The organism is Streptomyces hyderabadensis (genome assembly GCF_020404845.1).
In the GTDB taxonomy this organism is placed as follows: Bacteria; Actinomycetota; Actinomycetes; order Streptomycetales; family Streptomycetaceae; genus Streptomyces; species Streptomyces hyderabadensis.
This window is the reverse complement of the sequence record NZ_JAIOJZ010000025.1, coordinates 93,715-114,719: the sequence shown is the minus strand read 5'-3', so window position 1 is coordinate 114,719 and position 21,005 is coordinate 93,715. Positions and strand designations below refer to the sequence as shown.

Sequence of the window (21,005 nt, the reverse complement as noted above, 5' to 3'; positions counted from 1 at the left end):
CGGCGCGGCCATCGGCCTCGTGGTCATCGGCGGCGCGGTCCTCCTCTTCATCCGCCGAAGGAACGAACAGTGACCCCGGCCACGCCCTAACCGCCCCCGCCAAGCGTCTCGCCCCACCGCCAACACGGCGGCACGGTGCCCCGCCCCACGAAGCCCCAGGTCAGAGCCCCCGCAAACGGGTTTCCACCCAGGGGTGGCGGTGCGGCAAGATGAGGAGAAACCCACATTTCAGCGTCCCGCCAGCTCAGCCCGGATCCGGGTACGCGATCTTCCAAACCAGGGGTCGCTCCCTACGCCCGCGGCGCGAGTGTCAGCGCTCGGGCCTACCATCCTCGGCATGGCGATCAGCCCACCCGAGAACTGGCGTGCCCTCGTAGCCCAGGAGGCGCGCGAACTGGCTGCCGGGACGCTGGCCCCGGAATGCGCCGCCATGGCGGAGCTCTTCCCGGAGTCTCTGCTGAAGGCGACGGACGACGCCTTGCAGGCGTTCGAGGAGGACATACGTGCGCTGAGGGAGCCCTCTGACGAGGAGGTCCTCGGCGCGGTTGAGCGGGTCGTTCTGGATCTCAACGCGATCAACGAGGACGACGAGCACGGCGGTGCCGGGTTCTGCACAGACGAGCGTGAGCAGCTGTGCGAGTGCATCGACCAGACCTTGAGCGAACACGGCATCGACGTGGCTGCCTTGGCGGCACGAAGGGGCATCGACCGTGCCGAGATCACCGACTCCTGGCGGGACTGGTAGCTGGTCTCAAAGCGGCGAGCCACTGCGCACCACAAGCGCACCAGATCGAGCGGGGAACAGCGGGGAATCACGGTTGAACCGAGCGACGCTGGCGAGGCCGCAGGCCAGACGTTCGCCCAGTTCAGCGCCCTGATCAACCGCGAATGATCGCAGCTTCTCAAGCTGAGGTCTCACCGGTGTCTGCGCCTGTCAGTCCAGCCAGACGAGCATCGCGTCGTCCACCCTGGCAGCAGCCTCGAAGAACTGTGTAAGCCCGTCGTACCAGGGACGCCCCCACTCCAGCGAGCCAGACTCACTCCATCCGAGCGGATACACCTCGGCACCGGTCAGTTCAGCAGGATCCACGCCACTGACGAGCTGGTCATAGCTGGTGCCACGCAGAGCTTTCGCCGCAAGCCGGACCCGCTCAGGCCGCAGGTACTTCGGAGGCCCATACCCCCAGTCCTCGTCCTCGGCGAACGGCTCTTCACCGTGGATCACGTTCACGGGAAACCCAGCACGCGACAGAAGGAAGCGAAGCATGTCCCAGGCCTTGTACGTGCTGAAGTGACGCGCCTCGGCCGGCGCGGGCTCCGTCTCCTCCTCGGCGTCCTGGACCTCTTCGACGAAGTCCAAAGCCCAGTCGGGGTCCTGGATCGCTCGGTCAAGCTCAGCAGCCGTGACACGCAGGTACTCACCGATCATGCTCATGGCCGGAGACTAGGCGAGGCCACTGACAACGACCGCCGGACGGGCAGTCCCAGTTTCCTTCTCATTCAGCCTGATTCACCGACGTTCAGCCAAGGCTGGGAGCCGGCCTCAGCCTGGTGACGAGCCCTCAATGAACGCAGGTGAACGACCCTGCACCCCATCCAGCCACCTCATCACGGCTTCGGATCCCGCGTGGATATCCCCGTTCAGCGAGCTGAGCCCAAGGCAATTCGGCAAGCTGATCACCTCGCTCCGGCGCGAGGGCGCCGATCCGGTCCGCAGGGGCCGGCCGTGGGGCCTGCCGCTGGAGGACCGGGTGCTGCTGGTCGCCGCCTACTGGCGCACCAACCTCACCCTGCGCCAACTAGCACCGCTGTTCGGGGTGTCCAAGTCTGCGGCCGACCGCATCACCGACCACCTCGGACCAGCACTCGCACCCCAGCAGCGCAAGCGGTTCCGCACGAACACCGTCCTGATCGTGGACGGCACCCTGGTCCCCACCCGCGACCACAGCATCGCCGAGCAGTCCAAGACATCTCATGTCATCGGAGGTCAACTCAGTGCGTGGCAGTCTCACCTCCGACCCCAGGGGTCAGAGGTGAGGTGCCTCGTCTGTCGGAGCCACCCGATAACATCGCGGCGCGTCGTAAGGCGGACACCAGAGAGGGTCGAATATGCAGGTCGCCGGCGTGGAGATTCGGGTGAATCATCCTGTTCTGGCGTTGGGGTCGACCGACTGGCTGCCGGTGTTGGAGCTGAGAGGCGAGGCCGCGGTCGGGTGTGACACTCATGTGGCCATCCGGGTTCAGGCTCAGGTTCGACTCGTCAAGATCCGGATCTTCACCGATCCGCTCGACGAGGCGCCAGGGCCGGATCCTTCCTTCGCGACCGTCTTCGAGGGGCCGATCTCGTTGGCTGACGGACGGTTGGTCATCGGTGATGTCATGGGTGTGACGCGCTTCGTGAGCCTCATCGGTGAAGGGGGCAGGCGGCAAATCCGTGTTGCTGTTGACGAGCCTGGCTGGAGCGCGGCCGCAGTCGACATCTTCGTGGGCCCGCGGCTTTAGGCAGTGAGCGCGACGGGTGCGCCGAAGGCCCGTTCGGGGTCGTAGGGCATGCGGTTTCGCAGGCAGTGGTAGAGGCAGCCGAGCCGGAGCCGAGGCAGGCGACCGCCGAGGAGGCGTCGCTACTCGGTATCCAGAAAGCCGCACTCGTTACGCACATCCGGCGGACCTACTACAGCGACGACGGCCAGCCCGTAGAGACGGCGGACATTGGGGTGCCCGCGGCTCACTGCGAGATCGTTTACGAGATCCCGATCACTCGGTGAAGGAGTTCCGCTGGGACTCAGCAGAAGAAACTTGATCGAGTCAAGGGCCTGGCCGCTCGATCAGTGCGCCGTCAGGTCCCAGGGTGTAGAAGCGTGGCGGATCCATGGCTGCCGCGGCCGTGCGTAGTTCTGCTTCCTGTCCGGCGGAGTCGGGCCCATTCGGCTCTCTCACATGGAAGCCATGCAGTCTGATGGCATCCGCGTTGACGTCGTCAGGTTCGGGTCGGCCCTCCTGGACGAAGCCGCAGAGCGCGCGCAACGCGTCCTCGCCCAACTCCAAGGGGTGAAAGGGCAGGGCGTACGGCTCTTCCTCCTCGCCGGGCCAGGGGACGATGTCCGCCGGACGGTCTCCGGCCCAGTAAGGCAGTTCGAAGGGGAGCGGTTCGCCGATGTTCTCGGTGATGCCGCTGTCCGGCGAGAGGCTCAGCGAGCGGACGAGGCGTCCGTCCTTCCACACCGCGAACGCCAGCCAGTCGACGGCGCTGTGCATGGCGTGAAGGACGAGCCGTCGGCCGGCGCTTGCCGCCACCAGGTGTTCCGGAAGCCCGGAAGGGGATGTCGATCATCAGACTCTGGTCGCCCACGACCTCCACGCCGGGCCAGCTGGCCGCGTACACCGTCCCCTTCGGCGGGGTACACGCCGTCAGAGAGATTCGAACCCTCGCACTCATCGATCTCAGCCCGGATAGAGCCGCCGCAGCATGGCCGTCGTCCGTACAAGGTCAGCCGCCCCCACTTGACGCAGCATTCCCGCGGCGTCTCCGTCGGCGCACACCAGCAGTCCCATTTTGGCTCCCACAGCCCCTCCCCCAGAGCGTCGCCCTCGTTGGCGGACGCACCATAGCCCCAGGTACTGACACTGGAGCGGCCTCGGCCACGCGGCTCGGACGCCATCCAGGAATGGCCAGGTCAGAGCCCCCGCAGAGAACGCGTTTCCGCCCAGGGGTGGCGGTGCGGCAAGATGGGATGTTACTTACCGCGAGCGGGCATGGAAAGGCCCCTCACCAGCAGGTTTCCCGCCGATGAGGGGCCGTCTCAGGCAGCCTGGGCCGTCTCTGGGCCGTCGTGAGCGTGACCGGCGGCCCGGTACATCGCGGAGATGGCTTTCCGGGTCCGCGTCTCGCTGGACGGCATGAGGTGCGTGTAGACCCGGAGGGTGAACCCCGGGTCGCTGTGACCGAGGTACAGACTCAGGGCCTTGATGCTCTGCCCAGCGTCCAGGAGGACCGAGGCGTAGAAGTGCCGGAGCGCGTGCATGCCGTGTTCGCGAGCGGCGGCGTAGCGCTTGCCCTTCTCGGGGGCCGGGATGATGCCGGCGGAGGCGAGAGCGGGCTTCCAGGACTGGTCGTTAAACGCCTGGCTCCAGATGGCTGCGCCGATACCGCTGGTGAAGAGGAGCTGGTGAGTGACCTTAGAGCTGGTAACACGATCATGGTGAGAGGCGGCCTACCCTTGCCCGTGTGTCGTCCCTTGCTATCTCCGCGTCCTCGCACTCATCGGCCTCTGCCGCCCTCGTGTACGAGGCGCTCCTGGAGGCGGAATCCTGGCCGGCGTGGTCGGCCTACGCCGACGTCGGGTGGGACGTGCCTGCGGGAGTCGACCGACCGGCACGCGTTGGTGACGTCCGCACCATCCGTTCTCGCACTGGGCGTGTGTGCTTCCGCGAGCGCGTCGTCGAGATGATTCCCGACCAGCGGTTCAGTTACGAGCAGGCTGCAGGGCTGTTCACGTCTCATCGGGGGGCCGTGGACTTGGACCCTGCCCTCCACGGCGGCACCAATATCACCTGGTCAGCGACCTATCGGCACACCCTTCCCCTCTTGGATGCGCTCAGGAGACGGCGCCTGCAGATATGGGTCCACGATCTCGCGTCATACGCCAACTCAATCGTGAGCCGGAACTCCTAGAAGTGCGGCGCAAGCTCATGCTCCGGTCTTCTTGAGGCGCCTCCAGCAGATGAGGCTGCAGCCCAATGAGACCAGTGCGTCGTGGAGTTCGAGGCAGCGCTCCCATCGGACGGCGAGGCGTTTGAACTGGTGGAGCAAGGCGAAGGTCTGCTCGACGACATAGCGGAGCTTGCCTAGGCCCTTGATGTTCGGGGCACCCTTGCGGGAGATGACGGGCATGATCCGGCGCTTGCGCAGTTCGCGGCGGACGGCCCGGGAGTCGTACGCCTTGTCGCCGAGCACAGCCTCTGGCCGTTGGCGGGGAGCGCCGACTCGTCCGGCCACCGGCGGGATGCCGTCGATCAGGGCGAGGGGCTGAGTGATGTCGTTGACGTTTGCCGCGGTCGTGATGACGTGGAGTGGGGTGCCCTTCCCGTCGCAGACCAGGTGGTGCTTGCTGCCCGTCTTCCGCCGGTCGACCGGCGACGGACCGGTTGCGGCTCCCCCCTTTTCGCACGGACGTAGGAACCGTCCATGCATGCGCGAGACCAGCCGAGTTCGCCGGCCGTGTTCAGTCTCGCGAGCAGGATGCGGTGCAGCTGCTTGAAGACGCCCGCCTGTTGCCAGCGGTTCAGGCGCCGCCAGCAGGTCTGTCCGGAGCCGAACCCCAACTCCAGGGGCAACAGTTGCCAGGCGATGTCCTGGTGCAGGACGTACAGGATGCCCTGCAGGCATAACCGGTCGTCCACCGGCTTCGGTCCCGGCGACCGCTCAGGCCAGGGCGGCAGCAGCGGCTTGATCACTGCCCACAGGGCATCGTCCACGATCCACGGCCGAGTACTCACACGAGCAACAACGGCCAGATCATCACACCGGACACGCTCGACCAGCACACCCACTCAAGATCGCGTTACGAGCTCTTTGGGGCGAGCCTCTAAGATCTTGGCCCCAACGTCGTGCTTTAACGGGCAGGTCCACAGACTGCCCGACTCGCCGGAAGCTTACGGGGCCAAGATCACTCGCCCCAAAGCAGCTCCAGCCCAAAGCCGCTCCGCCGACCTAAACGCCGTGCAAGCCTCTCCGACCAGGCCCTTAACCGACCAGAACTATCAGCGCAACTCGCCACCTTCTAGCGAATATCAACGAGCCCCAGCAACACTTCCTTCCCCCTTGCGCTCGCATTCTGAGATCTCAAAAGATCCGGGTTCTCGTACAACTTACGCATCGCTTTCACAGCGACCGCAAGCGCTCTGTCACCGTCCGCGAAAATCACTTCAGCGCTCGGCTCTCTTGCGTTCCCATGAACGATGGCGCTTCGAGTCGAATAAATGTCGGTCAATTCTTTGACTAGTGCCCTCCGCCTGCCCCGATCAACAGGTTCCAGCAAAAGGGAAAGGGACCCGCATACGCGAAGCGAGGTCTCCGGCGAGTCACTGAACATGTTCTCCCAGGCTAGGACGGCATCCACCAGAGCATCTGAGGGATCCGTGCGTGAGCTCGCAGCTGACAGAATCCGGCGCATTGCTACTCGCAGTGAACGCGGATGCAGAGCTGTTACGTTCTCAACCCAACCACGGATACCATCCACCCTTCCGGCATCGATGTTAACCGTCGTGGCAGACGTTTGCACTCTGCCATCACTCCACGACATAAAGGCGGATCCCTGAAGAGGGTTGATGACGGCTTGCAAAACCTGAATTGCGCCAGCACGGTGACTGTCGCTGTCGGCAAGCATGAAAGCCAAACGATGGCAGTCTGTTTTCCACTGCAGGGAATTACGCCAATTCTGGAATGAACTCTGAGCGCGATTCCACACTTCGTCACCGTGTTCCTCATCATTCCTCGGATGCTTGGCTTTGACGGCAAGCTTCACCGGCACATCGAGTACAAGCAGCGCATCGATAGATGGTTGGGTCGGGAGGAAGCATGCATCCAGGGACGAGACTCTCCTCAGATGACCTGAAGGGAGTTCGATCCGATCAATATCAGAAATCGAAACATTAGAGAAACCCAATATTACGGGAACCTTCGCCGTCCGCCCAGCCGCCATGCCTCGAGCATCAGCCAGGTTTTGGGCGATAGTAGCCATGTATGCGTCGAAACTGTCGTCACCCGCAACGGCGCATCGCATATAGGCCGAGTTGATAAGGTGTGAAGCCAAAAGTGGTAGTTGATAGCTACCGCCTTGACCAGATTCAAAGTAAAGCAATGAGTCGACGTTACGCAATGTGGAGTAGTCGAGCTCATCCGGATTCTTGTCCACATACTCAGGGAATAGGTATTTCAGCTGGGCATCCTTGAGTACACCTCTGTAAAACTCGACCTCCTCTCGATCATCGGGATGATAGAAGAACCCACCCATGGCCCATTCTTCATCCGGACGTTTGATAAGAAACGCAGGATAGGCGTCTCTAGCGTAGCCGGACAGAATACGATGAACCTCATCCCCTTCATCGCCTTGCGGAATTTCCAGGTCGCCGCCGCATATCTCTCTAAGCGCCGATGCGTTAGATATGTCCGCGCGCATCAGTCGCCTAGTGGAAAAAGATGCCAGATTTATCCATCGATTCGGCGCATCCATGTGCTGAAAAGCCTGCAGCCAGCTGTACAAAGCGATCGCCGCATCAGTTTGCTCGGTCGAGAGTCCGTCCCCCTCCTCCCATGAATCGGGCAGAGCTAGCACGAAGTGTAGAAAACGAATTCCGTAGGCTCCGCTGAGAGTCGGAATAAGTTCATTCGCATCGGAGTTCTCGACGTTGCTACTCGCGTCTTTTTGCATACCCTCCCCCTTGCCGCGTCAAGGATACGCCCGTAGACGCCGACGGCCTGAGTCTTTGCCGCAGGGTATGAACGAGAGTGCCCTCCCGGGCCGTCCTAGGGCCGTGGAAGGGCGCTCAGTGTTGACCAACGTCGACAGCTACCGACAGCTCAGCAGCAGGTCAGGACGTTGATCGATAAGGCGGCCGGCAGGTCACGGCCGTCGGTGATCAGTTGCGGCTGTACAAGGCGTGTATCAGCGAGCGGCCCCATGCTGCACAAGCTACCGACGGCTGCGGGGCGAAGCTGCAGGGGCAGCTACTGCAGGGGCAGCTAGGCCTGGAGTCTCTCAGTCGTACGGCTCAGGCTGAGCTTGCCGGAGCCGGCAAGCCGTCTGTACTACTCCTTTAATTGCCCAAGCGGGCGGCAGGAGGCGCTAACTGGAGCAGCGTCCCTGCAACCGTGCGCCTGGGAGGTGCTCTTGCGCCCCTGAGCCTAGCAACTTACCGTCAGGATCCCTAGAGGGCGCAACTGCATTGGGGGTAATGCGCGTGGACTTCAGTTCATTGGTGCAAGATTTGGGAACTCCTGCCAACCTCGTCGTGAACTCTGAGCCGGGACTCGCGGAAGAAGTCGAGAGAGAAGCTCGCGAAAGAATCGGCCCCAAACGCGGAGCTTCCTATTTGTATCGAAAGCCGGTATACCCAATCGAGCCTTCCCTGTTGAACGGGATCGTATCTAGCCCGGCAGAAGTACTACGTGAGTTGGGGTTAGCGACCACTTTCGTTACAGCCTCGCCGTTTGCGGACATAGCCCGTCACTGGGCTCATGTGCGTTACTGTGCAACCCTGAGGAGCAATCAGAAGAGAATCCTGGCCTTAACTAAGAGCGGCTCTGACGTAGTTCACCATCACAAGGTAGCCCAATCGGAGCAATTGGGTATTGGTTTGGCGTTGGTGGTCGCCAAACGGATACTTGAGCGTCAATACCCGGGCTGGCTGTTCTCTAGTGTCGATGTGGACGTGGCCTTGCACTCGGGTTTCATCGATGGAGTAGGGCCAGTCCGGCAGAAGAATAAGGCAACAATGCGCCCGGACTACTTTCTGGTTGGGCAGCGTGCTGGAGGTGGAACATCAGGCTGCAAAGTGTATGCGCTAGAATGTAAAGGAACGCATGGAAGTGCATATCATGCCAGGCAGCAACTAGCCACGGCTTCTTTGCAGGTGGGTTCCATTGAGTTGGGCTCGCGAACCTTGCCAAGTCTTATAGTGGCCTCCCGCCTCTCCATGGCGGGAATATCGGTTAATGTTTTTGATCCACCTGGTGATGATGATCTGTGGGCTGGCGAGTATGACCAGTTCGATGAACTGGTATCAGAGGATCCAGGGCCGCAGCAGTGGACGTCAGGCAGGCCGACTTTCGAGCAATTTATGGCGCGGCGAAGAGAATTATCCGGTGTAGGGAGTGATGCAAGCGAGGAGGAGCTTCGATCCGCTCGTGCCGGCTATGAAGCGAACGTGGATGATCTGCCAGTCGTTTTCCGGATACCTGAGGACGGTAGGAAATGGCTATTCCGCACTCTTGCGAGAAATGCCGCTCATTCCATCTTGAGATTCGCTGGTGACAATAGCTCGGCTTCGCAGTTCGCCACCACAAGAGCCAGCGAGTGCGAACGTCTTCCGATAGATGGTTTGACGCCGGACTGGCAAGACTTCACGGTAAGTTCCGACTTCAGGATTCACTCGCATAAGTTTATCGGTGTTGAGTACTCGATGCCGCTCCCCAATGGTGCATCTCTAGAAATATTCAGAGGCGTCGAGAAGGGGATGTACGAAAGTCTTCGGGAGGGCAAGATCAGTTCCTATCTGAGACGGGCTCATCGACTACGCGACGCATGGCAATCCATCTCCGACAGAGCGGCTGGGAGTCGCATCGCGCATCATGCGGTCTCAGTCGGGAACGACGGGACAGGTCTGCGGGTTCGAGTGGTTCGGCGATCCACAAGCTAACCAGCGGAGGGCACCGCAGTTCATGAGCTGATCAAGAGAAGATGCGCGTGACGGCGCGTGCCACAGCCATGCCGCCCGGTGCGGTCAAACTGCGGTTCTGACCAGCGCCAGAGCCTACTCAGCTTCCCAAGTTGCGGTCTCGTTGCTGCGATCGAAGGGGCCCAAAGTCTGCGGCTAGTGGTACGCAAAAACGGGATGTATCCGACGGGAGGATGGCAGTAAGGTAGCGCCAAGCAGCGGGAGTTAGGGCGCAAAGTGGATTTCTCGGACCAAATTAGCCGACTGGCGCGAGCACACCAACTTGGAGCGGGGTTGTCGGCCGACATCCAAGCTTGGGCCGGCAGCAACCCCTTTGGTGTACGAGCGCGCATGGCCGAGGATCGGCTTAGCTGGGAGCTACAGCTCCAGGTGTCTCACCCTCCGCCACTCGCCGATTGGGGCTTCCGCTTCGGAGAAGCGATCAACCACCTCCGGGCCACCCTCAACAATCTGATCGTGGCCATCGCGCGGCAATCTGGTGTAACGGATGAGAAGCGACTCAAAGCGCTCATGTTCCCCATCAGCGGGACACCCAAGGAGTGGAAGAGCCGGCAGAAGGCGTTGGCTTGCATGGCCGACTGGTGCCGCGACGCTCTGGAGGAGGTGCAGCCGTTCCAGCGGCTCCAGCGCGGCGGCACCCTGGATGAAGACCTGCTGTTGTTCTGCGCGACCTAGACAACAGCACCAAGCACCATCTACAGGTCAAGCCTGACTTGGCACCGCAGACCGTCGAGCACGCGCCATCAGTCGAGTTTGAAACTGAGGAGGGGGCAGCCGCTAGCGTGCCGCCCGACACTGAGGTGATTGTTGCTCTCTTTGAAGATGGGGCCGTCCTGCTCCGGCATCGGACCAATGGCCGCATCAAGTCCGTCCAGGGACGGTACAGCATTACGGCTCAGGTCCAAGTCGTCTTGCCCGATGGCCGTGCCTTCGGCGTCACGGACCTGCTGGCAGCCCTGTGGGAGTACACGCGAGTAGTGATGGACTATGTAATCGGCACGGCCGAGCGGGCCGAAGGTAAGTCCGTGGCCTAGCTGGGCGGCAGTTCGTCTCGGTTTCCGTCTCATGGCGACTTGCGACAGAAGCCCACGGAATCTGAACTTGACAGAGCCGTGGGCTTAGTCAGGCGAGTGGATCTTGATCAGTAGACGGGCTTCTCTGCCTGCGCGTCAAGGAGTGTCTGCCGCGGACAGCCGCTCTTGGTGGTCTCAGGGGCGCGGTTCGCCGACCGCCAGGAGATGACCGCGGCTGGTGGCAACGCGGAGGACCTCTCGGAGAGCCCCGCTCAGCTCGTTTGCCAAGTGCCGCATCTCGTCAAGGGGCACGTCGCGGTCGTTGAGGGTTTCATCGGCTTCCTCCAGGAGCTCAGCCGCCGTGCCGAGTTGGATCGCCTCGACGTTGTCCGCCAGGCGGGACATGTAGCCGCCGCGTTCATCGGTGCTCAGGTAGCAGGGCTTGCCTTCCGGGCCCGACCACGGGAGGAGCCGCAGTTCGTTCGGTGTTGTCGTCCCTTGCCCTGCCTTTCGTCGACTACGTGGTGGGTGGTGAAGACGGCGTCGACTCGATCCCCCGGGAAGGCCAGGAGCGTGGCCTCGACGACGCGGCCGGTGGAGTCGGTGGCGATGCGAGTGATGGAGAGGACGACGGACGCGTTGCCGATCCGGAGGACCGATGCTTCGTCCGGTGTCGGGAGGCGAGCACTCACCGTTTCTCGAACAGCAGTCGGAGGCGGGCCGAGGAAGGCGAACCTTGTGGCTGCCTCTCTGTATGTGGAGGCGTCGTCGAGCGCTCCGGGCGAGACCAGGTCGTGCGGCATGTAGGCGCGCGCCAGGCCGTGGGGCGACTCGCCTTCAACGCTGAGGCAGGTGAACTCCACGACAGGGCTGCCCGTAGGCACCTTCAACAAGGTCGCCAAGTGCTCTTGGGCCTGAACTGCGGTGCTGCGGATGGTGACGCGCAAGTCCGGCTCGGCGGCGGTCCACGGGTCCAGGGTGCCCCAGCCGCCGACGTACATGATCTTGCGGTGAGGGCGGCGGACGAAGTTGCCTTTGCCGTGGATCTTCTCGACGAGGCCTTCCATCTGGAGCACAGAGAGTGCTCTTCGCAGCGTCACCGTGCTGACCCTGTACCGGTCGGCGAGGGCAGCCTCGGACGGAAGGCGTTCGCTCGGCAGGATGCGGCCGGCCGTGATCTGCTGGCGGAGGTCGTCGGCGATGTCGTGGTGGCGTGAGCGCATGGAGCCGGTCACCGCCTTCTCCGCATTCGCACGGCGACGAGTCGGGTACGCGCATGTATGGTCAGCAGTTCGCCCGACTCGAAGACCAGTTGCTTCATTCCCTGGGGGAGTTGGAAGAGGTCTCTGACTCGGAAGGCATGACCGCCGAGTTGGATGATGTCGCCGCGCTGCACGGTGGTCGCGGTGACCTCGATGTTGGAGACCAGCGCGCCGCCGGGCACATACGCCCTCACCGCGTCACGCCCAAGGACGCGGACGGGTCAACGTCCGAGTGGCACGGGCAGTCGCACGCTTCGCAGATCACCGGGATGTCGGCCGGGACCGGCATCGGGGAGGCGTCGGCGCAGACGTGGTGCGTTCCGATCCGGCATGCGGTCGAGCGGTAGGGGACGGACGAGGCGTCCGGGATGTGAGGCTGTCGACGCTGCAGCATCAGTAAGCCTCCGTCAGCGCTGACCAGGCGTCCGCCGAGAGGTGAGGGGCGATGACCATCGCACGTGTCCGGACGCGTCCTTCCATCGCCAGGACGTATGGGCGGACCAGGGCCACGTCCTCTCCTCTGAGCAGGTTTTGGTGAGATGCCGCGTCGTCGGCTGCACGACCCAAGACGGAGGCCGACGTGCCATCGGGCCTATGAGAGACGGGAAGAGGCAGAGGAGGAAAAGCGGGCACTAACGGCCGGCGATGCCTGCCTCTTGGGGAGTTCCGCGCCCTGGTGAGGGAGAAGGCGCGGCGGATACGGTTGAGCACGCTGGTCAGCTCCTATCGTTGATGGCTCGGTCCCCCGACATCGCCCGTCGTGGGGGCCGCTTTGCGTACGACCGCCCATAAGGTGCGGTCGTTCAAGCTGGTGGCGAGGAGCCCGAAGCGGTCGGCCTCAGCCACCACGTCCAGGACCTCCCGCCATGACTCGGCGGAGAGCGCGTCCGGCACCTCCGCTTCCACCGACGTGTGCTGGTGGTGTTCCTCCACTCGCGTGGAAAGCCCGAGGGCGGACAGCCGGGCGGCGATGGCCGCCGCTCTAACTCCCGAAGCGGGCACAGGGCAGCCTCCGTCATCCAGCGATCACTTTGAGTGAAGCTAGTTAACTAGGCTAGGGCTAGTGGACTAGATTTTCCATATGCCTGAGCAGCCGCCCTATCTCCGCATCGCCGACGAACTCCGGCGGCGGATTGCGGAGCACGTATGGGAGCCGGGAGACCGCTTGCCCTCCCGCGCTCAGATCGGCCAGGAGTGCGGCGTCGGCGAGAACGTGGTCCGCAGGGCGCAGGAGCTGCTGATCTCCCAAGGCGTGCTGGAGGGGCGCGCCGGGTCGGGTACCTACGTGGCCGAGCCCCGGCAGAGGGTCCGCGTGGTGCGGTCCTCGGCGCGCGAGCAGCCGAGCGGGTCGCCCTTCCGGGCCGATATGAAGGCCGTGGGCAGACAAGGGGATTGGGAGAGCCGGACGGACGCCAAGGTGCCGGCCCCCGCAGACATCGCGGTGCGACTCGGGATCGACGAGAGTGAACTGTGCGTGCGGACCGCGTACGAGTTCCTGGCGGACGGCAGGCCGGTGCAGCTGTCGACGAGTTGGGAGCCGTACGAACTCACCGCCGGCACTCTCGTCGTTCTCCCCGAGGGCGGCCCGCATGCTGGAGCGGGCGTCGTGAACCGTATGGCCGCGATCGGTATCACGGTCAGCCATGCAGTGGAGCAGCCAGAGCCGAGGCAGGCGACCGCCGAGGAGGCGTCGCTACTCGGTATCCAGAAAGCCGCACTCGTTACGCACATCCGGCGGACCTACTACAGCGCCGACGGTCGGCCCGTAGAGACAGCGGACATTGTGGTGCCCGCGGCTCACTGCGAGATCGTCTACGAGATCCCGATCAGCCGTTAGTCGCGTAGCGCGGTGCCGGGCTTGCTTGGCTCAGGGGAGGGGCCGAGTTGGCGACCTCAGTCGAGGGCGGCCCAGGGCCCGTTGGTCTCGGCCTTCGAGATCCACAGCTGAGGCTGACTCGTGCGGCAGTAGTCCTGTGCCTGGTCGTCCCAGGGGAACCGGCCTTCCTTGTCAGGCCAGAACAGTTGCATGACCGGAAGCGGGGGTGCCTGGTAGAAATCGAGCCCGGCGCCGAAGAAGTCTCGGTACCAGCTCGGGTGCACCCGCCGGACGGCTACCGAGAAGCCGTTCAGAATGTCGTCGCGCCGCTGGTCGGGTTGCAGAGGGTGGCCGCTGCGGATCTCTCGTCCCGCGACGTTGACGACGGACATCATCGTCTCGACCCGCAGGCCGAAGATGCAGACCTCAGGGCTGCGCAAGGTGTGCCACAGGCCGATCGAGTAGGCCCAGTCCGCCGGTGCCTCGTCCCCGGCTCCGACGCCCATCACGTGCCAGCCGTGGTCGGTGACGTTCGCGGCTATGCGTCCGTCGCGTTCGTCCAAGGCCGGGGCTTCGGCAGGGGGCGCGCACAGGAGGCAGGAGCAAGGGGAGTCGTTCACCCGAGGAAGGTTACGACGTCCTTGATCACGGCCAGTGAGGGTCAGGCGGCATTCAGGAAACCCCAGGTCAGGGCCCCCGCGCCAAACGGGTTTCCGCCCAGGGGTGGCCGTGCGGCAAGATGGGGTGTATCTGACCACTGCCTGATCAAGCTGCCGGACGGTTTCTCTTGGCTGAGTACATTTACACCATGCGCAAGGCGCGCAAGGCGCACGGCGACAAGGTGATCCTTGATGACGTCACCCTGAGCTTCCTGCCCGGCGCGAAGATCGGTGTGGTCGGTCCGAACGGCGCCGGCAAGTCGACCGTTCTGAAGATCATGGCCGGGCTGGAGCAGCCCTCGAACGGGGACGCCTTCCTGTCGCCCGGTTACACCGTCGGCATCCTGCTCCAGGAGCCCCCGCTCAACGAGGACAAGACCGTCCTGGAGAACGTCCAGGAGGGTGTCGCCGAGGTCAAGGGCAAGCTCGACCGGTTCAACGAGATCGCCGAGCAGATGGCGACCGACTACTCCGACGCGCTGCTGGAGGAGATGGGCAAGCTCCAGGAGGAACTGGACCACGCCAACGCCTGGGACCTCGACGCCCAGCTGGAGCAGGCCATGGACGCTCTGGGCTGCCCGCCCGGCGACTGGCCCGTGGTCAATCTGTCCGGTGGTGAGAAGCGGCGTGTGGCGCTGTGCAAGCTGCTGCTGGAGGCGCCCGACCTGCTGCTGCTCGACGAGCCCACCAACCACCTCGACGCCGAGTCCGTCAACTGGCTGGAGCAGCACCTCGCCAAGTACGAGGGCACCGTCGTGGCCGTCACCCACGACCGGTACTTCCTGGACAACGTCGCCGGCTGGATCTGCGAGGTAGACCGCGGCCGCCTGCACGGCTACGAGGGCAACTACTCCAAGTACCTGGAGACCAAGGCCACCCGCCTCAAGGTCGAGGGCCAGAAGGACGCCAAGCGGCAGAAGCGCCTCAAGGACGAGCTGGAGTGGGTGCGCTCCAACGCCAAGGGGCGGCAGGCCAAGTCCAAGGCCCGCCTCGCGCGGTACGAGGAGATGGCCGCCGAGGCCGACAAGATGCGGAAGCTGGACTTCGAGGAGATCCAGATCCCGCCGGGCCCGCGGCTGGGCAACGTCGTCGTCGAGGTGAACAACCTCAGCAAGGCCTTCGGGGAGAAGGTTCTCATCGACGATCTGTCCTTCACGCTGCCGCGCAACGGCATCGTCGGGGTCATCGGGCCCAACGGCGCGGGCAAGACCACGCTGTTCAAGATGATCCAGGGTCTCGAGGAGCCGGACTCCGGCGACATCAAGGTCGGCGACACCGTCAAGATCTCCTACGTCGACCAGAGCCGCGAGAACATCGACCCGAAGAAGTCGCTGTGGGCGGTCGTCTCCGACGAGCTGGACTACATCAACGTCGGTCAGGTGGAGATGCCCTCGCGCGCGTACGTCTCTGCCTTCGGGTTCAAGGGGCCGGACCAGCAGAAGGCGGCCGGGGTCCTCTCGGGCGGTGAGCGCAACCGGCTGAACCTCGCGCTCACCCTCAAGCAGGGCGGCAACCTGCTCCTCCTCGACGAGCCGACCAACGACCTCGACGTCGAGACCCTGAGCAGCCTGGAGAACGCGCTGCTCGAGTTCCCCGGCTGTGCCGTGGTCGTCTCCCACGACCGGTGGTTCCTGGACCGGGTCGCCACGCACATCCTCGCCTACGAGGGTGAGTCCAAGTGGTTCTGGTTCGAGGGCAACTTCGAGTCGTACGAGAAGAACAAGGTCGAGCGGCTCGGACCGGACGCCGCCCGTCCGCACCGCGCCACCTACAAGAAGCTGACCCGGGGCTGATCTTGCGGCACATCTACCGCTGCCCGCTGCGCTGGGCGGACATGGACGCGTACGGCCACGTCAACAACGTGGTCTTCCTCCGCTACCTGGAGGAGGCCCGTATCGACTTCCTGTTCCGCCCGGAGAAGGACTTCAAGCAGGGGTCCGTGGTGGCACGCCATGAGATCGACTACAAGCGGCAGCTCGTCCACCGGCACCACCCGGTCGACATCGAGCTGTGGGTCACGGAGATCAGGGCCGCGTCCTTCACCCTCGCCTACGAGGTCAAGGACGGCGACGAGATCTACGTCCGCGCCTCCACGGTGATCGTGCCGTTCGACTTCGAGGCCCAGCGGCCCCGGCGGATCACCGCCGGGGAGCGCGAGTTCCTCCAGGAGTACACGGACGCGGACTCGGACACCAAGGAGGAGGCCGTCGCCGCATGACGGTGCTCCACCTGGCCGACGAGGGGGAGGCCGCGGATCTCGCGGCCTTCCTCTCCCGGCTGCTCCACTACGACCGTTCCGCCGCGGTGCGGCTCCAGGCGGCCGGCACGGCCCTGGCCGTCTTCGGGCGGCCGCCCTCCTTCGAGGTGCTGGCCGTGCGCGCGGTCCGGCTGGCCAAGCCGTACGAGAACGGGCTCGACGTCACGCTCGACGTGACCGTCTCCGCCGGTGAACTGCTGGAGGGCGTGGACGAGCAGGCGGCCACCGCCGGCGTGCCGGACGCGGTGACCGGGCCGCCCTGGGCCGGGGTGCTGCCCCCGCGCGGCGGCTGGCGGACCGAGCCGGGGCTGCCCGCCCCGGACGCCCTGCGCGCGCTGGTCGCCGCGGCGGTGGCGGAGTTCCGGGCGCGTACCGAGGAGCTGGCGGCCGAGGACCGTACACGGGCCGAACTCGACCGCATCGGGCGGGACATCTGGTCCCGGACGGTCGGGGAGACCGGGCTGCCGGTGCGGGCCGTGCACGCGGCCCAGTCCCTCGGTTTCCTGCGGAAGTCCGCGGCGCCGGGCTCCGGCGAGGGCGCGCCGACGCTGTTCTCGTCCGGCGCGTGGCTGCGGCTGCGCACGCCCTTCGGCTCCGTCGCGCTGCGGCGGGCGGGGACCGGGGCGCTGGGCATCAGCGTGCGCTGACGCCGCTCGGGCCGTCCGGGCCGCCGCCCCGGTCCCTCCCGCCGCTCACGGCTGATGGCCGCTGTCGTCCGGGCGTACGGCGATGTGGTCCGACTCCAGTTCCAGGGCGACGCGGTCGCGCATGCCGAGGGCCGCGGTGTAGTCGGCGGGCAGCTGGAGCCGGCCGGCCCGGTCGAGCATGGCGTACTCGCGGGCCACCACCGTCTCGCGGCCCGTCTCGGCGTCCACCTCGCTGCGGCGCAGCACCTCCGTGGAGGTGCGGCCGTCGCGGATGGCGACGGTGCGGCGGACCTCGTCGGCCACCGCCTGGTCGTGGGTGACGATGACGACCGTGGTGCCCAGCTGCTCGTTCGCCCTGCGGAACGCGGCGAAGATCTGTTCCGCGGTGTGCGAGTCCAGCTCGCCCGTCGGCTCGTCCGCGAGCAGCACCGACGGATCGCCCGCGAGGGCCACCGCGATGGCGACCCGCTGCTGCTGCCCGCCGGACATCTGCTGCGGGCGGCGGTCGCGGCACTCCGCGACGCCCATCAGGTCCAGCAGCTCCAGCGCCCGATCGGCGCGCGCCGCCCGGCGCCCGCCGGTGCCGGCCAGCTGCATGGGCAGCGCGACGTTCTGCGCGGCGGTCAGGTACGGCATGAGGTTGCGGGCCGTCTGCTGCCACACGAAGCCGACCACCGTGCGGCGGTAGGCCAGGCGGTCCTTGGCCGTCATCGCGAGCAGGTCGCGCCCCGCGACCCGGGCCGCCCCGGCGGTCGGCGTGTCCAGGCCGGCCAGGATGTTCATCAGCGTGGACTTGCCGCTGCCCGAGGCACCGACCAGCGCCATCAGCTCGCCCTCCCGGACCAGCAGGTCGAGCCCCTGCAGCGCCTGCACCTCCACCCCGTCCGCGCTGAAGATCCGCACCAGGCGGTCGCAGGTGATCAGGGCGTCGTGTCCGTACGCGGGCCGGTCCCGGGACGCGGTGGCGCGGTCGGCCAGCTCCGCGAGGGTGGGATTGGTCGTCATCGGGTCTCCTCCGTGTCCGCGTCCGTGGTCCGCCCTGTCTCCGGTCGGCCGTGTCTGGGCCGGGCCCTCATCGCGCGTCCCCCGCCCGTAGCTCCGCCACCGCACCGCGCCGACCCGACCACCACGCCTGCAGCGCCGCCACCCCCACCGACAGGACCAGCACCGCCACCGCCGGGACGGCCAGCGACCACGGGTCGGCGCTCAGCTCCGCGCGTCCCGCCGGGGACGCCGCCGAGGACATCGCGATGGTCGTCAGGTCGATGCCGGGGGAGAGGAGCCGTACGGCGGCCCAGCCGGTCAGGACCCCGCCCAGGGCCGCGGGCAGGGCCTGCGGGAGGGACTCCAGGACGAGCAGGCGGCGGCCCTGCGCACGGGTGAGGCCCATGGTGCGCAACCGGGCGAGGAGGGCGGCGCGTTCGGGCGCGGCGCTCGCCAGGGACAGCAGCAGGGCCAGCGCGGCATAGCCGGCGCCGGCGGCCACGGCGGCCGTGTAGATGCGTTCCGCGCCGGACTGCAGCGGGGAGTCCACGAACGTGCCGCGCTCCTCGGACCGCAGGTGGACGGTGCCGGCGCCGTCCACCGCCCGGCGCACCGCGCCCGCGTCCAGGTCGTCGCCGGTCAGCAGCAGCACGTTCGGCCGGGCGGCCGCGGCCGGCAGTCCGGCACGGTCCACGATCAGGAACTCGTCGCCGTTTACGGCGGGGGTGCGGTCGCGGACCAGGACGATCCGCAGCGTGGCGGAGCCGCCGTCGGCCAGGCGCACCTGGAAGGTGCCGTCGCCGAACCGTTCGGCGACGGCGGGGGAGGCCAGCGCGGGCAGCACGGCGTCCTCGGAGCCGCCCTCGGCCCCGTCCGGCCGGCCCAGCTCGCCCGCGGGGAACGCGCCGAGGCCCGTACGCCCGGCCAGCGCCGCGTAGTCGCCCGGGTCCACCGCCGCGAGCGGCAGGGTCTGGCGGCCGTCGTTGGTCCTGGCCTGGTGGTCGAGGCCGACCTCGGTGACCTTCCGCACCCCGGGTGCCTGCCCGAGGCGGCCGGTCAGCCCGGCGGGCAGCGCGGCCTCCGCCTCCACCCGGCCGTCGGCACCGACGGAGGTCAGCGCCGCCCGGTCGCGGGCGTCGGCGACGCCGCTGAGGACCGAGCCGCCGAACGCCGCCACGGTGAACGCGGTCAGCAGCGCGAGCAGCGGCAGCACGGCGGAGGCGGAGGTGCGGCCGGCCCGGGCCAGGGCCAGCGGCCCGACGGCGCCCCGCAGCCGCCGGGCCGGGCGGGCCAGTGCGCGCAGCGGCAGCGGGTACAGGCGCACCAGGACCAGCGCGGCGATCACCCCGACCAGGACCGGGGCCAGCGCCACCAGGCCCCCGGCGCCGTCCGCGGCCCCGCGCCGGCGCAGCAGCTCCACCGCGCCGAGGGCGAGGACCACGACGGTCAGTTCGGCGACCGTACGGCGCCGGGAGACGCGCGGGGACGCCGCGTCCCGGCGGCCGTCGTGGATCCGTACGGCGTGGTGCGCGGCGACGGCCCGCAGCGGCAGCGCGAGGCCGGCCACGGCGGTGACCGCGACGGCGGCCCAGAGCGCGGGGAGCAGCCGGGCGCCGGGCAGCGCGAGCAGCGCCGCGCCGAAGCCGAGGGCGCCCGCGGGCACGGCGACGACGGCCGTCTCGGCCAGCAGCCGCCCCGCCATGCCCCGCACCGAGGCGCCGCGGGCCCGCAGCAGGGCCAGCTCGGCGCGGCGGCGGTCGGCGGCCAGGCCGCCCGCCATCAGCAGGACGACGGCGGCGACCGTGCCCGCGCCGGACGCGGCCACGACGACCAGCGGGCCGATGTCGCCGCGGAGTTCCTCGTACGTGGTGAAGGCGGCGTCGAGCCCGGTCGTGACGTCCGTGAGGGGGCTGATGGTCGCGCGCAGCTGCTCCAGGCCGGGACCGGACTCCACGGCGGCCACGGCGGACGCGAGCGCGTCGAGGTCGCGGCCGTGCAGGGCGTCCGGGTCGGGGGTCAGGTGCCAGTAGCGGACCGTGGTGGTCACGTCCAGCAGCGCGGGAGCGGCCTCGGGGGCGAGCAGCAGGCCGCCGACCCAGTAGCTGGGGTTGGAGGCCCCCATCGGGCCCGGCACCCGGCGCAGGGAGGGGGCGCGCAGCAGGGACTCGACGGTCCAGTAGGGGCTGTCGGCCGCCTGGGGCGCGACGATGCCGGTGACGCGGACGGTGAGGTCGCTGCTGCCCGACAGGTGGATGAGCGAGCCCACCTCGATGTGCAGCGTGCGGGCGGTCTCCTCGGTCACCGCCGCCTGCACCTCGTCGGTCTTGAAGCTCGCCTCCCCGCCGGGGACCTCGGGCAGCCGGCCGGAGCGCAGCCGGGCGTGGTCGGCGAGACCGTGCGGGGCGGCGAGGAGCATCTCCGCGGGGAGGCCGTCGGGCCGGGGCAGCCACGTGTCCGGCGAGGGCAGGGTCTCGGTGGTGCGGACGCCGTAGGAGGACCGCTGCTCGTCGATGACGAGGGGACGCTGCACCACGCCGAGGGCGGAGTCGTAGAGGTCGCCGAGGCGTTCGGGCCGGACGCTCTCCTCCGTGTGGGCCACCCCGCCGTCGAGGTCGGGCCCGGCGGTCACCAGGATGCTGCTCTCGTCGACCGGGGCCCGCCCGACGGTCTGGCGCAGCCCGGCGTCCGTGTACCGGTCCAGCGCCCGGGGGAACGCGGCGGCCAGGCACGCGGTCAGCGCCACCAGCACCGCCAGCGCGACGGCGGCGCCGGGCGCGGCCCGCAGCCGGGTACGCACCCAGGGCGCGGTCACGGGGTTCACCTTCCGGTACCTCCGTCCTTGAGGGTCACCGTGGTGTCGGTGCGGCGCGGTGCGGGGACGGTCGTCGGCGGGGTGGCGCTCCGTTGGTCC

Annotated in this window: 19 protein-coding genes and 4 pseudogenes; 11 read left to right on the top strand and 12 right to left on the bottom strand. The window is 66.8% G+C overall.

What is annotated here, in order from left to right:
• On the top strand, positions 1-73 hold a 73-nt coding region (locus tag K7854_RS37815; RefSeq protein WP_372481051.1), incomplete at its 5' end, for an LPXTG cell wall anchor domain-containing protein.
• 264 nt (positions 74-337) lie between these two features.
• Positions 338-745 (top strand): hypothetical protein, encoded by a 408-nt coding sequence (locus tag K7854_RS20640; RefSeq protein WP_226028020.1) that lies wholly within the window; start codon positions 338-340, stop codon positions 743-745.
• 189 nt (positions 746-934) lie between these two features.
• Here K7854_RS20640 and K7854_RS20635 read toward each other — a convergent pair whose 3' ends face one another.
• Positions 935-1,435, bottom strand: a complete 501-nt coding sequence (locus K7854_RS20635; RefSeq protein ID WP_226028019.1) for a YfbM family protein — start codon at positions 1,433-1,435, stop codon at positions 935-937.
• A gap of 130 nt (positions 1,436-1,565) precedes the next feature.
• Here K7854_RS20635 and K7854_RS20630 point away from each other — a divergent pair.
• The 3 genes and pseudogenes from K7854_RS20630 to K7854_RS20620 form a co-directional block, all read left to right on the top strand.
• A pseudogene (locus tag K7854_RS20630) lies at positions 1,566-1,967 on the top strand (transposase family protein); the annotation flags it as partial.
• 142 nt (positions 1,968-2,109) lie between these two features.
• On the top strand, positions 2,110-2,502 hold the full coding sequence (locus tag K7854_RS20625) for a hypothetical protein (RefSeq protein ID WP_226028018.1): 393 nt from the start codon (positions 2,110-2,112) through the stop codon (positions 2,500-2,502).
• 41 nt (positions 2,503-2,543) lie between these two features.
• Positions 2,544-2,765 (top strand): annotated as a pseudogene (locus K7854_RS20620) (UTRA domain-containing protein); the annotation flags it as partial.
• A 40-nt stretch (positions 2,766-2,805) separates the two neighbouring features.
• On the opposite strand, the pseudogene K7854_RS20615 reads toward K7854_RS20620, so the two are convergent.
• Positions 2,806-3,312: pseudogene (locus K7854_RS20615) on the bottom strand (DUF6928 family protein); the annotation flags it as partial.
• Positions 3,313-3,800: 488 nt separating this feature from the next.
• A pseudogene (locus K7854_RS20610) lies at positions 3,801-4,175 on the bottom strand (tyrosine-type recombinase/integrase); the annotation flags it as partial.
• A gap of 50 nt (positions 4,176-4,225) precedes the next feature.
• On the opposite strand from K7854_RS20610, the gene K7854_RS20605 reads away from it, so the two are divergent.
• Positions 4,226-4,672, top strand: a complete 447-nt coding sequence (locus K7854_RS20605) for an SRPBCC family protein (RefSeq protein ID WP_226028016.1) — start codon at positions 4,226-4,228, stop codon at positions 4,670-4,672.
• A 15-nt stretch (positions 4,673-4,687) separates the two neighbouring features.
• On the opposite strand, the gene K7854_RS20600 is transcribed toward K7854_RS20605, so the two are convergent.
• Both K7854_RS20600 and K7854_RS20595 read right to left on the bottom strand, forming a co-directional pair.
• Positions 4,688-5,478 (bottom strand): IS5 family transposase gene (locus K7854_RS20600; RefSeq protein ID WP_372481050.1). Its coding sequence is split into 2 segments (ribosomal slippage): positions 4,688-5,163 and positions 5,163-5,478, totalling 792 coding nucleotides; the frame shifts between segments, so codons are not numbered across the junction.
• Between the two features lie 302 nt (positions 5,479-5,780).
• Positions 5,781-7,430: a HEPN domain-containing protein gene (locus K7854_RS20595; RefSeq protein WP_226028015.1), complete on the bottom strand. Its 1,650-nt coding sequence runs from the start codon at positions 7,428-7,430 to the stop codon at positions 5,781-5,783.
• 2,299 nt (positions 7,431-9,729) lie between these two features.
• Here K7854_RS20595 and K7854_RS20590 point away from each other — a divergent pair.
• Positions 9,730-10,131, top strand: a complete 402-nt coding sequence (locus K7854_RS20590) for a hypothetical protein (RefSeq protein WP_226028014.1) — start codon at positions 9,730-9,732, stop codon at positions 10,129-10,131.
• A 533-nt stretch (positions 10,132-10,664) separates the two neighbouring features.
• Here the strand turns inward: K7854_RS20590 and K7854_RS20585 are convergent.
• The 4 genes from K7854_RS20585 to K7854_RS20570 all read right to left on the bottom strand — a co-directional run bounded on the left by K7854_RS20585 (position 10,665) and on the right by K7854_RS20570 (position 12,733).
• Positions 10,665-10,946, bottom strand: a complete 282-nt coding sequence (locus K7854_RS20585; RefSeq protein WP_226028024.1) for a hypothetical protein — start codon at positions 10,944-10,946, stop codon at positions 10,665-10,667.
• Complete coding sequence (locus tag K7854_RS20580; protein WP_264087516.1) at positions 10,898-11,692, bottom strand: GntR family transcriptional regulator; 795 nt, start codon at positions 11,690-11,692, stop codon at positions 10,898-10,900. The genes K7854_RS20585 and K7854_RS20580 overlap by 49 nt, the downstream gene beginning before the upstream one ends.
• An 8-nt stretch (positions 11,693-11,700) precedes the next feature.
• Complete coding sequence (locus K7854_RS20575; protein ID WP_226028012.1) at positions 11,701-11,925, bottom strand: hypothetical protein; 225 nt, start codon at positions 11,923-11,925, stop codon at positions 11,701-11,703.
• 529 nt (positions 11,926-12,454) lie between these two features.
• Positions 12,455-12,733, bottom strand: coding sequence for a hypothetical protein (locus K7854_RS20570; protein WP_226028011.1), 279 nt, complete (start codon positions 12,731-12,733; stop codon positions 12,455-12,457).
• A gap of 79 nt (positions 12,734-12,812) precedes the next feature.
• Here K7854_RS20570 and K7854_RS20565 point away from each other — a divergent pair, with 79 nt between their 5' ends.
• A complete protein-coding gene (locus K7854_RS20565) occupies positions 12,813-13,568 on the top strand; it encodes a GntR family transcriptional regulator (protein ID WP_226028010.1) in 756 nt (251 codons plus the stop codon).
• 56 nt (positions 13,569-13,624) lie between these two features.
• Here K7854_RS20565 and K7854_RS20560 read toward each other — a convergent pair whose 3' ends face one another.
• Complete coding sequence (locus K7854_RS20560) at positions 13,625-14,110, bottom strand: DUF4262 domain-containing protein (protein ID WP_226028009.1); 486 nt, start codon at positions 14,108-14,110, stop codon at positions 13,625-13,627.
• A gap of 224 nt (positions 14,111-14,334) precedes the next feature.
• Here K7854_RS20560 and ettA point away from each other — a divergent pair, with 224 nt between their 5' ends.
• The 3 genes from ettA to K7854_RS20545 are packed head-to-tail and all read left to right on the top strand — an operon-like array spanning position 14,335 to position 17,110.
• On the top strand, positions 14,335-15,999 hold the full coding sequence (ettA, locus tag K7854_RS20555) for an energy-dependent translational throttle protein EttA (RefSeq protein ID WP_226028008.1): 1,665 nt from the start codon (positions 14,335-14,337) through the stop codon (positions 15,997-15,999).
• Between the two features lie 2 nt (positions 16,000-16,001).
• Positions 16,002-16,424, top strand: coding sequence for an acyl-CoA thioesterase (locus tag K7854_RS20550; protein WP_226028007.1), 423 nt, complete (start codon positions 16,002-16,004; stop codon positions 16,422-16,424).
• Positions 16,421-17,110 carry a DUF8185 domain-containing protein gene (locus tag K7854_RS20545; protein ID WP_226028006.1) on the top strand — a complete coding sequence of 230 codons (690 nt, stop codon included), beginning with the start codon at positions 16,421-16,423 and terminating at the stop codon, positions 17,108-17,110. Before K7854_RS20550 ends, K7854_RS20545 begins: the two co-directional genes overlap by 4 nt.
• A 45-nt stretch (positions 17,111-17,155) precedes the next feature.
• Here K7854_RS20545 and K7854_RS20540 read toward each other — a convergent pair whose 3' ends face one another.
• Together K7854_RS20540 and K7854_RS20535 are read right to left on the bottom strand one after the other, a co-directional pair.
• Positions 17,156-18,115 carry an ABC transporter ATP-binding protein gene (locus K7854_RS20540; protein WP_226028005.1) on the bottom strand — a complete coding sequence of 320 codons (960 nt, stop codon included), beginning with the start codon at positions 18,113-18,115 and terminating at the stop codon, positions 17,156-17,158.
• A gap of 67 nt (positions 18,116-18,182) precedes the next feature.
• On the bottom strand, positions 18,183-20,906 hold the full coding sequence (locus K7854_RS20535; RefSeq protein WP_226028004.1) for an ABC transporter permease: 2,724 nt from the start codon (positions 20,904-20,906) through the stop codon (positions 18,183-18,185).
• Between the last annotated feature and the right edge of the window lie 99 nt (positions 20,907-21,005).

What these genes read in the sequence shown, in the direction of transcription:
- K7854_RS20580 (WP_264087516.1), bottom strand. Translation starts at nt 11,692, where the DNA reads ATGCGCTCACGCCACCACGACATCGCCGACGACCTCCGCCAGCAGATC.
- K7854_RS20640 (WP_226028020.1), top strand. Translation starts at nt 338, where the DNA reads ATGGCGATCAGCCCACCCGAGAACTGGCGTGCCCTCGTAGCCCAGGAG.
- K7854_RS20595 (WP_226028015.1), bottom strand. Translation starts at nt 7,430, where the DNA reads ATGCAAAAAGACGCGAGTAGCAACGTCGAGAACTCCGATGCGAATGAA.
- K7854_RS20635 (WP_226028019.1), bottom strand. Translation starts at nt 1,435, where the DNA reads ATGAGCATGATCGGTGAGTACCTGCGTGTCACGGCTGCTGAGCTTGAC.
- K7854_RS20545 (WP_226028006.1), top strand. Translation starts at nt 16,421, where the DNA reads ATGACGGTGCTCCACCTGGCCGACGAGGGGGAGGCCGCGGATCTCGCG.
- K7854_RS20625 (WP_226028018.1), top strand. Translation starts at nt 2,110, where the DNA reads ATGCAGGTCGCCGGCGTGGAGATTCGGGTGAATCATCCTGTTCTGGCG.
- K7854_RS20540 (WP_226028005.1), bottom strand. Translation starts at nt 18,115, where the DNA reads ATGACGACCAATCCCACCCTCGCGGAGCTGGCCGACCGCGCCACCGCG.
- K7854_RS20565 (WP_226028010.1), top strand. Translation starts at nt 12,813, where the DNA reads ATGCCTGAGCAGCCGCCCTATCTCCGCATCGCCGACGAACTCCGGCGG.